Raw genomic sequence first — 12540 nt, 5'->3', positions numbered from 1 at the left:
TTAGAACATACAACTTTAGATGATTTTAGTGCGAAAATTGATGTAATCTCAGCACATATAGACTTTATGCACTCGTTGACTCGTAAGAGATAGAATCCTCTGGTGATCGTAAGCGTTTCCTATACAGTCTTGCTAAACGACCAGAGGAAGTTGCTCCAACGGATCGAGTTCAAATTAGTTTATGCATGCTTAAATCAAAGGGGAGACAATTAATCGTGAGAGAAAGTATGGATTCGACTGGAGAAGAATTTTTTAAAAAACATCCTGATCTTGAATTTGTGATACAAGAGAGAGATATTGCAAGGTTGTCCCTCGAAGAAGGTGACCTTGTAGATATCGCCTTTTATGAAAGAAATATCGAAAGTCAAAGAGTGATTTGGGTGCATCACTAAGATTAAGTGCTTCGAATGAAAAAATTGAATTTATTCCAATGAAGAAGTTGAAGGACAATACTTAAAGAGATCGGAGTGAGAAAATGTTCTGGTATCACGGAACAACACAAAGGCGACAGAAGAGTATCCTAAATAGCGATTTTCAGTTGGGCAAAGGGCTATGGGGAACAGGGCTTTATCTTACTTCAAGTAAAGAAGCTGCCCATATATTTGGGGATGCCATTTTAAAGGTAAGCGTAGATGAAAGTAAAGTCTCAACAATAGATTTTGAAGATTTTATTGAAAAATACCCCTTGGAAGAAACTTGGAGCAAAGTTATTGCTGCAATGAACTTTAAGGCTCTTGTTATTTCATATATTACGGGTGAGAAAGAACTTTGCATCTTCGATACTGAAATAATTAAAGAAATCCAATATTAATTATTTGAAAATGTACATGTAAAGGAAGAGATCGTTATGCCATATATGAATCCGATAGCTGTTGATAATCCTTTTTATGCTTTGGGTGGTATGCATAAGATCGCCAGAGGCATCTCGGGTCATCTTGTAGAGGAGCCAAATAATAGTGTGTGCATTCCCGCATTTTACGCAATGGTGGCTGGAAAGGGACATACAGGACGTTTTATTGATGAACTTAAAGCGAAGTATCGTGTAGTGAGATTTCCATCCATCATTAATCCAATCCTGGAAGGTATGCTTGAGCGAAGAGGATTTAAAAAGAAGCGCCAGTATATTGAGGTGTTGAAAGGAAAAACGGAAGTGTATGTATGGAATGCTATTGACAAAAAACATATTTTAAAAGAAAATATCTGTTCAATATAATGAAAAATGAAATTAACATTTGGGATATTAAAAAAATGTTAATTTGGAAGGATCATATATGACATTAGAAGAAGTGATAGCAGTATTAGAAGCAAAGCCATTTTGGTTTAGCCGCATTCATGATTATACTTTAAAGGGAGACCACGTTTCGATGTTGGGATTGTTTGAAGAAAGTATGGAATACTTGCGGACTCTAATTGGTGAAGATTGGATTTTTGTAGAAAGAAGGAGAAATCCTGATAATTATTTTTTAAGAATTGATATTGTTAAATCAAAATCTTCTGATAAATTATGATTGTGCGTTTACTTTTTAGTCATTGATCTGAAAGAGCCTTCTTATTAGGAGGCTCTTTGTATTTAATATGTTTGAAAGCAAAATTGTAGGATTTAATTTAAGAGAAGTGATCACACGTTCCATCTTTTTTTCTTTTTTAGTATAATGGAAAAAGCTGAAAAACTTCGTTGTTAGAGGAGCTAAATGATGATTGAAACGAAATTAGTGGCGAATTACCCTCAAGATCTCATTTTAATGTTAACTCCCATCAGTCGAAAACAATATGATGGTGATTATGATGAATATCTTTCTCAATTTTACTCCGAAGAACACCTCTTTCCGATAGTTGATTATATCGTAGACCACTTACATGAGTTGCTAATAAAACCTGAAGTGAAAGAAAAGGGATACAGTTGGGGGATAGACGTAGTCTATGCATTAAAAAAAGCCCTGGTCAATGGGAATCATTATCTCTTGGCTACTCAAAAATACGATATATTTATGAGTAGTTACATAGAGTGGAAACTGAAACCAGAAAATAGTGCCTTAGATCGATATGATATATTATTTTTGATATTGGAATCATTTGCTCAGCAGAAAGCATGCGGAAAAATCGACGAGAAGTTGCTTGAAATTTGGAACAACTTCCCGAAAGAAGAATTGATAAATGCCGTCATTTATCCTGTCGAGCAAGTATACTTATTTGATGAATCTGATGCCCATCTCTATATAAACCATGAAGGGAAAAACCCAGAACTATATTATGAATCACCTGGTTATCTCGAAACATTAGATGTATATCTTGAGATCCTAAAACAATTGGATAAAACACAAATTGGCAAACGAGAATATATAGAGCACACTCTCACATTTTTAAAAATCGCATATGATACCTCGGAATACTTCTTGTTCGAAAATAAGACGAGAATATCCTCGTATATCGAAGAATTGTATGGGGTTATAGATGATTATATACCCACAGAACTCATTGGTTTGTTTCAATTTTTCATAGAACTTTATCTGGATGAAGGGCAAACCTTATTCACGATTAAGATGAATAAAACTCAAGTCAAAACATTTATTAAGCAATATAATAAATGTTTTGATTGGTGTATCGCTAACGAATTTTATATGCCGTTAGAAACGATTTGGAGCAATATTTATTTTACAACCGAAGAAGATAAGTATTATGACATTGTTAAGAATGTACATCAAAGATTGTTCAAAATAAGTCCAAACAAGGCAAACAAGGTCACCGATGGTCATATACATTTGAATCTACTGTTCAGTAATAAAGAATATGAGATGATCGTTGATTTTTACACGCAAGGATATCTGACTGATGCAGATCATTATTCCTTTGAAATAGCTTATTCTCTATATGAAATGAGTTACTACGAAGCAGCTAAAGAGATGTACCTGAAATTAGTTGAAGCGGGGAACGCTCCAGCCTCAGTATATAATAATCTTGGGCTTCTATATAATGATATTGAGAACAATGACAATAAAGCAATTGAATATTATAAATTAGCTATTGATCATGGATCAGAAAAGGCTAAAGAAAACTTAGCTATTTTAGAGAAGGAGATACAGAAAAGGACTGAAAGAAGTCGGCAAATCAAGGAAGACTACTTTAAATCAACAAATAAGTATCACAAAAAAGTGTTATTTACCTTGTATAAATGGGGGAATCGTCCCTTCACCATAGAGGAATTAGCGATGGCTACCAAACAAAGTTTTTCTTATACGGAAAAAAATATCACTGACTTAATCCATCTCGGGATGTTGGAAGTCCATCAGGATCATTATAAAATAGATCCAACCGTTGAAAAACTGGTAGCTGAATTTATTGATCCCAAATTAGAACGACAAATTATTCAGGCCGATCGTTCCAATATTTCAAGACCCATTTTCTTTCACGAGTCTGAGATTAATCTATATCGAGTGTTGTTAGAATTGTTTCCTCAACAATTTGTTTTTCCTAATATCAGTCTTAAAACGATCATGGATGTAGAGAAGCTTCGGGAGAACTTGTCAAGTGAACAACTGAATTACTTGTTTATGGCTCATGTTGATTTTGCAATCATAAGCACGTCCAGTTATATCCCTATACTTGCTATTGAGAAAGATAGCACTTATCATGACTCTGTCCATTCTCTAAAAAAGGATGAGATGAAAAACAGCATTTTTAAATTAAGTGGAATTCCGTTGATTCGTATTCGCTTTAACAAAGGGATGACTGCTGAAAAGTTGAAACAAGAAATTCGAAATGCGACAAAGGAGATGCTTATTCTTTCTCAAAAGGATTCAGAGAGAGACCTGAACATTTTAGATGAAATTGATCTTCGAAATTTTGGTATTTCGCTTCATTCGGATATCGATCTGGATGTTCTTCAGGGATTATGGGATGAGATTGTTGGAGAAGGGGTGTCGAAGAAGTCACGAATCATTGATTTGAATAATGGTAACCAACTGCACGTTTCCGTTGCTTCCGAATTAGAAACATTAATTGATTTTTCGAGAGAACAAATTGAAACCAAATTGAAATCCGCAATCCCTCAAATGAAAGAACTTTTCATTACGTATCATTAATGAACTGCACCTAAGAGTCAAATGAAGACTTCCTAAAAATAGGGGAGTCTTTTTTTTCATTCATAACGTGTAAATTATAATTTACAAAAAAGGTTGAAATCATGGATATGTCTGATATAATTTAGGTAACACTATATATAGGATAAGGGATGAGTTAAGATTGTATATTGTAGAAGTCGAAACCAACAAAGGAAAAATAAAAGGGATTGCCCTTCAAGATCAAGATGGTTCCATTGTAATAATTACTAATGTACATATAGAAATAACAAAGAAATGGTTTAGACGTAATGAAAAAGTCTGTTACGAAGTCATTCAATTGGAAAATTCCGATTATACCTCTTACACGATTATTAGTGAGTTAGGTTCTTATGAAAAAACATGTATGTATCAATTGTTAAATGATGATATGAAAAATACGTTTACTTCTTATTATAAAAATGAATTATTACAAACTGATTTGTTCTGGAATAAAGTGAAACTCTTGATTATGGAACAAAAGCTAACCTTAACGGAACTTAGCGTGGTACATGAACTGTTTAGAGATGGTTTTGCCAAGGAGAATATTGTCGGTCTTGAAGTATCAAACGATGATCGTCGGCTTTCCTTCAATTTAACCGAACAAGGGGGAGTCCAACATTTAATGCAGTTAATTCAAAAAGCCGTACAGCATGGAGAGTTGGTTGCAAAGGTTAAAAATGTAGAAATTATAGATGGAATATCATCACAGTTAAACATTTCATAATGAATAAATAGGAGCTGGCTTACGCCGGCTTTTTTGAATGATATCGAATGGAAAGGTGTATAAGAGGGATAAAGAGCCGTTTGGCAGTGAAAGGAGTGAGCAATGTGAAAATACTGATTTTATCGGATTTACAGGGAATAGAATACCGAGAATGGATGAGGTTTATGCAACTGGACACGTCCCAGTTTGATGTTGTGTTTTTTCTTGGTGATATCGACCATATGGAACTTAGTGCGATCGTTACCAAGTTTTCTTCTAAGCAACAAATTGGTGTTTTAGGAAATCACGATTATTATGGAGACTTAGAGGCTTATGGGATTACAAATGTTCATGGCAACCGTATATCTTTTATGGATCAAACTATCGTGGGTCTTGAAGGGAGTATCAAGTACAAAAAAGAGAGGGCCCCTATGTTTACACAAGAAGAAGCATTAAAAATATGCGAAGAGCTTCCGGAAGCGAATATTGTTATTGCTCACAATTCCCCAAAAGGAATTCATGATAAAGAAGATTTAGCACATGAGGGATTCTTAGGGTTGGAAAGATATATTAGAGAAAAACGTCCTACCTTTGTTTTTCACGGACATCAGCATGTTAACAAGGTGAGTCGGCTTCATCATACCTGGGTGGTCTCTGTTTATGGTGGAATTATCTTTGACACAGAGACCCGAGATATTCAGCACGTGCTAAAGGTTCTCGATTAAACAAAATATAAAAGAAGTGCCGCTTATCCATTGGAATTGAAGCAGCACTTCTTTTTTTAAGTTGAGATGGTTGTCTTGTGACCTTGAATGGACAATATATTCTGGGAAATGAACGTGAAAAACGCTTCGTCAGGTTCAATAGCAGGGCGTTTTAGCTTGAGTATGCCCCATGCTTTTTCTGCATCGCAGAGCTGTTTAGCAAGAATCCACCAGGCAACAACAACGGAACGACTAATGCCTGCTTGACAGGAAAGCACTACTTTTTCTCCAGCCTTTATAGAAAGTTCAATAATATCTTTTGCCTTGGAGAAGACTTGATCCGCCCTTGCAGCGTCACCGTCATTTATGGGGATTCGTATATAAGTGATGTGTGAGGGAATTTCCACAATTCGATTCCAAGCTCCTTCACTTCGCAAGTCTACCCAAACTTGTACCTGTGGGAACACTTCTGAGACATCTTCTTCTCCACCTAAAAATAATTCGTCTGTAACCTGTGTAATACCGATTTTGTATTCATCATCTGAAGGATGTCCTGTACCTGATTTAAAAGAAAAGTCGAGTAATGTTTTCAATGTGACTCACCTCTATCATTCGCATTTTTGTCATATTAGTATATATTATAGGGTGTAAAATATAATTCCCACAAAAATAACTATAGACATTTATATCTATGAAATGGAGATGTCATGCCGCTATAAAGCAATGTTTTTGTATGGGCAGTTGACGGTTCATGAAAATGGCGATTGCTAACAAACCTATAGAATCGAAATCGGCTAAACGGAATATACCAGACCTATGCGGAAATCAGACTCCTGGAGATCATTTTTAGGGGTCTTTTTATATGATTCTTTTTTTGGCTATGTATATAAAGTTAATGATTATCATATACTGTTAGTTAACGATATTGAAAAAACGTTAACTATATGCTAAAATGAAGGAGGAGACGAGGGGGGATGATGTATATGAGTGAAGCCATATATCAATATACGCAAGATCAAATACAAAAAGGGTTTCAGAGTCAGAATCAACTCATTATTGAAAAAGAAACAGACTTTATTTTCAACAAGCTCATTACAAACATGATATCCGTTTTTCAAGATAAAATAGATGGTATAAAAATTAGTAACACAGGATTTTCATTTTCAAGCGAATATCTCTTCTCTGAAAAACACAAAAATAACTTACTGAAATGGTTGGATCGTTTGGTGAAATTAGAAGTACCTGCAACGGATCTGGATTTCGGGAAGATTAAGATTGATTTTGAGAACTGGTATTACCATCTGGGAGGTGAACATATTGAGTTTATTTATCAAGATACTTATTTATTAACACCTAAAGAGGCTGCTGCTGCGCTTGGCGTTTCCAAAGTTACGCTGAACAAATACATCAAGCAAGGGTTAGAGTGTGTAGAAAATGGAACACACAATAAGATTCCTAAATATACAATAGAAATCATGCGTGATCCAATCTACTCCATTTTGATGCAAGCAATTGCACAAGAGAAAAAGATTCGCAATCAAACGCCTGCTGATCGTTTTGTAGAAATCAATCATGAGCTGTCTGAATTACAATTAAAGTACAAAACAACATCATTTGAAGAAGCATTCCGACATGAAAACGGGGATGAAATGGATGACCCGACAGACTACTATCGATGGAAAGATCTTTTAGAAGAAATGAATGAGATTTTAAAATTGGGAGGAGGGAGTATTTAACATTGGCAGAAAACGATCACAATCAATTACTTTACCCAGCGGATATTTCAGAAATATTAGAAGATTTTGGCCATTTGTTGGCTGTCTACGATAAATTGAAAGATCAAAGTTCTATTTTTGGAAGCTATAGAAGAACCAATAAACGTTTAGAAGTTACCTTTCCCTTAAAAGAACATCCTGTCCATGGAATCACAGGTTTAACAGCTATAGAGAAATATGATGAGGCTGGTTATATTGAACGATATAGTTATACATGGAGAAGGTTGTTACCTAAGCAAGGAATCCAAACAAGCCATATAACATCCTGGGGAAATGACCCTCATGACGCGAGTTGGACCCCCACTGCATATCAAGTCATAACAGAGCCTCATCATCATCACTACGACCCAGCGGATCGAAAGAAACGTAGAGAGAACTATAATGTAAGAACTCTCCGACAAGCTTTCACCTTCGTCGGAGCGTACATAGAATCAGGGAAAGAATACGCTGCTGAAACCATAGAATCGTTGGACTCCGTATAACAACAACACCCCACTTCAAGGAGTGGGGTGTTGTTGTTTTGTTATCCATAGGAAAAACAATGAATAGATATTATGAATATAGTTATGCATTATATATGATGAAGTGTGGAAAAAAGATGTAAGTATATATGATAATAAAATTTGGAATATATGGAGCAATAAGCGAACGACAACACCCTTTTTGGGGTGTGTTAGGAAGCGGTTTACTAATATTTTTATATCATAACGGAAAAGAATAGAGATCTTGTTGGGAGTAGAGTTTCGTTAGAAGAAGAAAAAGCAACTTAGGAGGAAGAGATGAAGTTAGCAACAATGATAAGGTATTTTTCTTATTGCTATCCAGTCATTTTATAATCACTGAGTAGCCCTCGGAGAGTATGCCTTGATCGATGTATAATGGATTTGATGGTGTTCAAAGGAAGCTTCATCTTATTCGCTATTTCATCATAGCTTTTATCATGTAAATGTCTCATGATGAAAACTTCCCTGTGTTTTTCCGATAGGGTGTCAAGAGCATTTAACAATTCGATCGAGAATTCTGCTTTTTCCATTTGCGTCTCCATCTTTTCATTCGATTGAAGTGTAAGTTCATCGTCACCCAACAACAAAACCTGGTGGTACCTTTTCCTGTAGTAATCAATGCAGAGATTTTTGGCAATTTGCGTAACCCATGTCATCAGCTTTGCTTTTGACTCATCCTGTTTATAGATATGTCGATAGATCCTTACCATTACCTCTTGCGTGAGGTCTTTTACATCTTGTTCGTTGGATACTTTAAACGAAATAATCCGGCTTATTTTGGGTTCCAGCTCTTTTAGAAGCGAAATTAAAGCTTCGGCATTTCCCTCTTTTATTTGGTTTAGCAATACGTCCAATGTATACCATCCTTTCAGCGGTACAGCTTAAAACTCCAAAAGAAATTAAAAGGCTATTAATGCCTTGAAACACGGTATAGTATGATCTAATTAAAACCGTACCTCTATATCATATCCTTTAAAATAACTCTAAAATTGACTAAAGTCAATATATGAAATAAATAGCCTAAACAGCACGATTTCTTTTAATATTTTGTAAAAAATAATTGACTGAAAATAATGAAACCAATATAATTCTTATATAATGAAGATGAGCGAAAAAAACGATAAGGAGTTGAATGTGTATGGGAACTACACTGGTGCAAGTGGTCAATACTTTAAATGAGAAGGGGCTTCGTTACAAAGCCGTTGAAAAAGAAGGTTTGGCGGTTTTCCAATTTGGATTACTCGTCCCTGATAGCAAGAAGAATCTCTTGACCAAAGAGGGTGTTCAAATCACACCAAATGATGAATCAGTTTCTGTTTTGTTTATGGGGAAAGAGAAGTCACTGGATACTGAAGGGTTTGAAAAATTTGTTGACAATGTGATCAAACTTAAAGCATGTCAAGAAGATGAATTGAAGTTGATTTCCGAATTGAGCGCGTAGTGCAGAGGTCAATGAAAGCAGAATTAACCTCCCATGGTTAATTCTGCTCTTTAAATTTTACATATGAACGGAAGAGGTGTACTGACATGTTGTTTGATATTGATTTTGATCATACCTTATTTTTAGAATACGTTGAGGAGCTACAGCGACATTTATTTGGTTCAGCATCGTTTGATGATCTCATGACTGACATCAATCAACATCATCAAAAGCATCACCTGGTCACTTTACATCTTATAAAAGACCGAGCTTTTTTTTATCATTGCTACAATGAACGAGAAAAGCTTGGTCTTTCCTCCATCTTTGATATTGTTATTGGAGCCCTCACGGAAAATACATATGGGGACAAAATCAAGGAACATTTTGTTACTTTTTTATCTCTTACTCCTGAAATGGCGAGAAGCGATGCGTCGAGTTATGAGAAAAAGGTATTTATGAAAAATTTGAAGTCTTTTATGATGTATGCCAGAAAGAAAAAAGGATTGTTTGATAATAAACTGGATTAAATAAACTGTTTCTACATAGATTTGGTTTTATGCACGAAGGCTGACCTTTAAGGTCAGCCTTTTTTATTTGTCTCCACGCAAACATCCCTCATAAAAAATTGTAGAGATTCTATAATATATAGATTTTAAAAGTTAGGATGCACATTGCGGTGTTATTTTAAGTTTTACACTTATAGATTTTAACAGGAACTCAATTTATGACAGGAGCGATTTTATAATGAATACAGTGAATGAAGTAATGGAGAATTTTTTGATGGCAGATCAATTCATTAAACAGGTATTTCCAAACTTAGATCGATTGGAATTAGTCATTGTGGGTGGCGCATCTTTCTTGTTGAAGGGGTTCGATAATAAGTTCACGCTTGATATTGATACAATTGCACAACTCGATAGCGATGTTTTAAATTACTTGGAATCTTTCTCTATCAATAATGCTTCCTCTGAAGTGATAACTCTATCAGAGACATACTATGAAAGAACTGTCGCATTGCCAAGTCATTGTAAGGTTCTCGATCTTCGTATGCTAAGTAATGAAGATCTGGTGTTGGCGAAAGTAGGACGTTCCAAAAGGTCAGATATTGATGATATTTTGGAAACTGGAATTCTTTATGAGACAAACTTAGAGTTGTTGAACACCATTTCAACGGAGTTAGAAAGTAAAAATTACGACAATTTCAAAAACAAGTGGAATGATTTCAAAAGAACGGTTCTCTATTCATTTGAATGATCATTGATGTGAAATGAATAAAAGGGTGATGGATATGAACTATTATCAGTATGTGTTTAATCAGTATATTAAGGAACTTCATAATCATTTGTTTGAAAATGAACCGATCGATAGTATATTGAGATCGATCAGGAAAAATCATCGTAAAAGAAGATTTATGAACATGTATGTATTAAAAGACAAGGAAACATTTCATTATTATTATGTAAGGCGCAACGAAATGGGTTTGGATGGGGCTTATAATCAAATAGTTTCAGCGTTGTTTCATGAAGAACAAAAACTGTTGATTAAAAGCAAATTCATTTACGAGATGAGCATAAAAAGGGAAATGATCTCTTCACCTGTGTTAATTGTGGAGATAAAGGAGTTTACAAAAGATTTACAATCATTTGTTTGGTATGCTACCAAAAAAGTCTTATCGACTCCAGTAGTATAAGTATTTGCTAACCTTAATCGGTTAGCTTTTTTTATTATTCAAGAGAGATTACCTGTCTCTACAAGTTTTGAAGAATGATTGAAATTATATTACATATAGGGTACAATTATAATATTATTGACTATAAACAATAATAAAATGATTGTACGGATTAGGAGTAACCTGAAGATGACCTTCCAGACGAAAACTCCTTGTCTTGGACACTGGACTCTGTATGACATTAACTGTTGATATGCAAGGGGAATATGGATGAAACGAATATTTGAAAAAATGATGGTTTATGGCAAAAATGATGCAGATTTTTATTTTTAATGCTTATGAGGTTTCCTTAATAGATGAAGAAGGAAAGACGATCCTGAGTGGGGACGATTACCATGACAAAATAGATGCAAAAATTGAAGGGTTTCTTGAATGTCTCCATTATCAACAAATTGATTATGAACTTCGAATCATTAAAAAGATTGATGCAGAATGGATTTACGGATGAGTAACCTGGACAACAATAAGCTTCTGCTCTCTTGTTTTGTTAATTATGGATGGAGAGTGTTTATTTTATGAAGTGTAGCTACTTTATGGTTTTTTAAATAAAAATATAACCAGGACAAAACTGGTTTGAAAGAGCTTATAACAATCTACTGATAATTGATTGGCAACAGGTCATTCAACTGACGATTGTCTTTAATATTATGATGTTTGGATTTATAGGGTTATCTTTTTTAATTGAAAAGTTGATTGAATGGTTGATTGAAAAGTATTGGTGAGTAATGATTTTTCAAAGAAAGGAGGAGGGACTTTGGATTCGATTTTTATTATGTCGTGGATCATTCTATTGGGAGGGTTAAGCTTTTTGATTTCAGCAATAGCTGCATTCATTGTTCCTATTTGCTGGTTGGTTATTTCGATCTATTGGTCAGGTCGTTATATGTATGAACAATTTCTATATTGGAGGAATTGGTTGAAAATTCGACATCAAAAGGAAGGAAACTGAATGAAAGAGAGCGATTTATTTGAACCAGTCAAAAAATTCTTAGTAAATATTGTGGGCTGTTCAGATGTATATGGAGAAGTGGGGAGTTGTGATGTATTAGGTATTACAGGGGTCATTAACATTATCGTTGAGTTAAAGACATCATTGAACTTCAAGGTTATTGAACAAGCAATAGATCGTAAGCATCTTGGTCATTACATTTATGTTGCAGTCCCCGAAATAAAAACAGTATCGCGACTTGCAAAGGAAATATTGAAGCAGCACAGAATTGGTTTGCTTTTTGTCGTTAATCATCAACATGTTGAGCAAGTCATTCCTGCAAGGTTTAATCGGACGAGAAGTTCAAACATTCGAAAAAACATTCGAGAATACCATAAGACGCAAGTTGGCGGAGTAAAGTCTGGAGAAAGTAAGACAGACTACTTCGTATCGATGAACAATGTGAAAGAGTATTTAGCATTAACTCGACATTTTTCCAGGACTGAAGGATGGGTAACTGTGGATCAGATTTTAGAACATTGTGAAACTCATTATTCGAACCCAAAGCCCAGTGTTATGGCTACTTTGCAAGCATCGTGGAATCAATCCTGGTGTGAAACCAAACTTGAAAATAGGCGAAGATATTTCAGGTTTAAATTTCCTGAAACGAAGGAGGAGTAG

The 12540-nt window shown here is 34.8% G+C and carries 17 protein-coding genes; 15 read left to right on the top strand and 2 right to left on the bottom strand.

Going from position 1 to position 12540, the window contains the following annotated elements:
• Positions 1 to 215: 215 nt before the first annotated feature.
• The 7 genes from JOD82_RS10995 to JOD82_RS10965 all read left to right on the top strand — a co-directional run bounded on the left by JOD82_RS10995 (position 216) and on the right by JOD82_RS10965 (position 5525).
• Positions 216 to 392 carry a hypothetical protein gene (locus JOD82_RS10995; protein WP_209948954.1) on the top strand — a complete coding sequence of 59 codons (177 nt, stop codon included), beginning with the start codon at positions 216 to 218 and terminating at the stop codon, positions 390 to 392.
• Positions 393 to 475: 83 nt separating this feature from the next.
• Positions 476 to 811, top strand: a complete 336-nt coding sequence (locus JOD82_RS10990) for a hypothetical protein (protein WP_209948952.1) — start codon at positions 476 to 478, stop codon at positions 809 to 811.
• A 36-nt stretch (positions 812 to 847) separates the two neighbouring features.
• On the top strand, positions 848 to 1213 hold the full coding sequence (locus JOD82_RS10985; protein ID WP_209948950.1) for a hypothetical protein: 366 nt from the start codon (positions 848 to 850) through the stop codon (positions 1211 to 1213).
• Positions 1214 to 1271: 58 nt separating this feature from the next.
• Entirely contained in the window at positions 1272 to 1508 is a 237-nt protein-coding gene (locus JOD82_RS10980) for a hypothetical protein (protein WP_209948948.1), read from the top strand.
• A gap of 186 nt (positions 1509 to 1694) precedes the next feature.
• Positions 1695 to 4079, top strand: coding sequence for a DUF2726 domain-containing protein (locus JOD82_RS10975; RefSeq protein WP_209948946.1), 2385 nt, complete (start codon positions 1695 to 1697; stop codon positions 4077 to 4079).
• Between the two features lie 160 nt (positions 4080 to 4239).
• Positions 4240 to 4821, top strand: coding sequence for a hypothetical protein (locus tag JOD82_RS10970; protein ID WP_209948944.1), 582 nt, complete (start codon positions 4240 to 4242; stop codon positions 4819 to 4821).
• Between the two features lie 104 nt (positions 4822 to 4925).
• The gene (locus tag JOD82_RS10965; protein ID WP_209948942.1) at positions 4926 to 5525 is read left to right on the top strand and encodes a metallophosphoesterase family protein; all 600 of its coding nucleotides are present in this window, start codon (positions 4926 to 4928) and stop codon (positions 5523 to 5525) included.
• A gap of 56 nt (positions 5526 to 5581) precedes the next feature.
• On the opposite strand, the gene JOD82_RS10960 is transcribed toward JOD82_RS10965, so the two are convergent.
• Complete coding sequence (locus tag JOD82_RS10960) at positions 5582 to 6097, bottom strand: dual specificity protein phosphatase family protein (protein WP_209948940.1); 516 nt, start codon at positions 6095 to 6097, stop codon at positions 5582 to 5584.
• 390 nt (positions 6098 to 6487) lie between these two features.
• Here JOD82_RS10960 and JOD82_RS10955 point away from each other — a divergent pair, with 390 nt between their 5' ends.
• Both JOD82_RS10955 and JOD82_RS10950 read left to right on the top strand, forming a co-directional pair.
• Entirely contained in the window at positions 6488 to 7240 is a 753-nt protein-coding gene (locus JOD82_RS10955; protein WP_245248985.1) for a helix-turn-helix domain-containing protein, read from the top strand.
• Between the two features lie 2 nt (positions 7241 to 7242).
• Complete coding sequence (locus JOD82_RS10950) at positions 7243 to 7761, top strand: toxin-antitoxin system TumE family protein (protein ID WP_209948936.1); 519 nt, start codon at positions 7243 to 7245, stop codon at positions 7759 to 7761.
• Positions 7762 to 8096: 335 nt separating this feature from the next.
• Here JOD82_RS10950 and JOD82_RS10945 read toward each other — a convergent pair whose 3' ends face one another.
• A complete protein-coding gene (locus JOD82_RS10945) occupies positions 8097 to 8636 on the bottom strand; it encodes an RNA polymerase sigma factor (RefSeq protein WP_209948935.1) in 540 nt (179 codons plus the stop codon).
• A gap of 284 nt (positions 8637 to 8920) precedes the next feature.
• Here JOD82_RS10945 and JOD82_RS10940 point away from each other — a divergent pair, with 284 nt between their 5' ends.
• From JOD82_RS10940 to JOD82_RS10915, 6 genes are all read left to right on the top strand, one after another.
• On the top strand, positions 8921 to 9223 hold the full coding sequence (locus JOD82_RS10940; protein ID WP_209948933.1) for a hypothetical protein: 303 nt from the start codon (positions 8921 to 8923) through the stop codon (positions 9221 to 9223).
• 86 nt (positions 9224 to 9309) lie between these two features.
• Positions 9310 to 9729: a hypothetical protein gene (locus JOD82_RS10935; RefSeq protein ID WP_209948931.1), complete on the top strand. Its 420-nt coding sequence runs from the start codon at positions 9310 to 9312 to the stop codon at positions 9727 to 9729.
• 217 nt (positions 9730 to 9946) lie between these two features.
• Positions 9947 to 10456 carry a DUF6036 family nucleotidyltransferase gene (locus tag JOD82_RS10930; RefSeq protein ID WP_209948929.1) on the top strand — a complete coding sequence of 170 codons (510 nt, stop codon included), beginning with the start codon at positions 9947 to 9949 and terminating at the stop codon, positions 10454 to 10456.
• Between the two features lie 34 nt (positions 10457 to 10490).
• Complete coding sequence (locus tag JOD82_RS10925; protein ID WP_209948927.1) at positions 10491 to 10892, top strand: hypothetical protein; 402 nt, start codon at positions 10491 to 10493, stop codon at positions 10890 to 10892.
• A 280-nt stretch (positions 10893 to 11172) separates the two neighbouring features.
• Positions 11173 to 11379, top strand: a complete 207-nt coding sequence (locus JOD82_RS10920) for a hypothetical protein (protein WP_209948925.1) — start codon at positions 11173 to 11175, stop codon at positions 11377 to 11379.
• A 501-nt stretch (positions 11380 to 11880) separates the two neighbouring features.
• Positions 11881 to 12540: a hypothetical protein gene (locus JOD82_RS10915; RefSeq protein ID WP_209948923.1), complete on the top strand. Its 660-nt coding sequence runs from the start codon at positions 11881 to 11883 to the stop codon at positions 12538 to 12540.

This window comes from Paenibacillus sp. 1182 (genome assembly GCF_017833915.1).
Lineage (GTDB): Bacteria > Bacillota > Bacilli > Paenibacillales > Paenibacillaceae > Paenibacillus > Paenibacillus polymyxa_D.
This window is presented reverse-complemented; position numbering and strand designations above follow the sequence as displayed.

What these genes read in the sequence shown, in the direction of transcription:
- JOD82_RS10990 (WP_209948952.1), top strand. Translation starts at nt 476, where the DNA reads ATGTTCTGGTATCACGGAACAACACAAAGGCGACAGAAGAGTATCCTA.
- JOD82_RS10985 (WP_209948950.1), top strand. Translation starts at nt 848, where the DNA reads ATGCCATATATGAATCCGATAGCTGTTGATAATCCTTTTTATGCTTTG.
- JOD82_RS10980 (WP_209948948.1), top strand. Translation starts at nt 1,272, where the DNA reads ATGACATTAGAAGAAGTGATAGCAGTATTAGAAGCAAAGCCATTTTGG.
- JOD82_RS10975 (WP_209948946.1), top strand. Translation starts at nt 1,695, where the DNA reads ATGATTGAAACGAAATTAGTGGCGAATTACCCTCAAGATCTCATTTTA.
- JOD82_RS10955 (WP_245248985.1), top strand. Translation starts at nt 6,488, where the DNA reads ATGAGTGAAGCCATATATCAATATACGCAAGATCAAATACAAAAAGGG.
- JOD82_RS10940 (WP_209948933.1), top strand. Translation starts at nt 8,921, where the DNA reads ATGGGAACTACACTGGTGCAAGTGGTCAATACTTTAAATGAGAAGGGG.
- JOD82_RS10935 (WP_209948931.1), top strand. Translation starts at nt 9,310, where the DNA reads ATGTTGTTTGATATTGATTTTGATCATACCTTATTTTTAGAATACGTT.
- JOD82_RS10930 (WP_209948929.1), top strand. Translation starts at nt 9,947, where the DNA reads ATGAATACAGTGAATGAAGTAATGGAGAATTTTTTGATGGCAGATCAA.
- JOD82_RS10925 (WP_209948927.1), top strand. Translation starts at nt 10,491, where the DNA reads ATGAACTATTATCAGTATGTGTTTAATCAGTATATTAAGGAACTTCAT.
- JOD82_RS10920 (WP_209948925.1), top strand. Translation starts at nt 11,173, where the DNA reads ATGGCAAAAATGATGCAGATTTTTATTTTTAATGCTTATGAGGTTTCC.
- JOD82_RS10915 (WP_209948923.1), top strand. Translation starts at nt 11,881, where the DNA reads ATGAAAGAGAGCGATTTATTTGAACCAGTCAAAAAATTCTTAGTAAAT.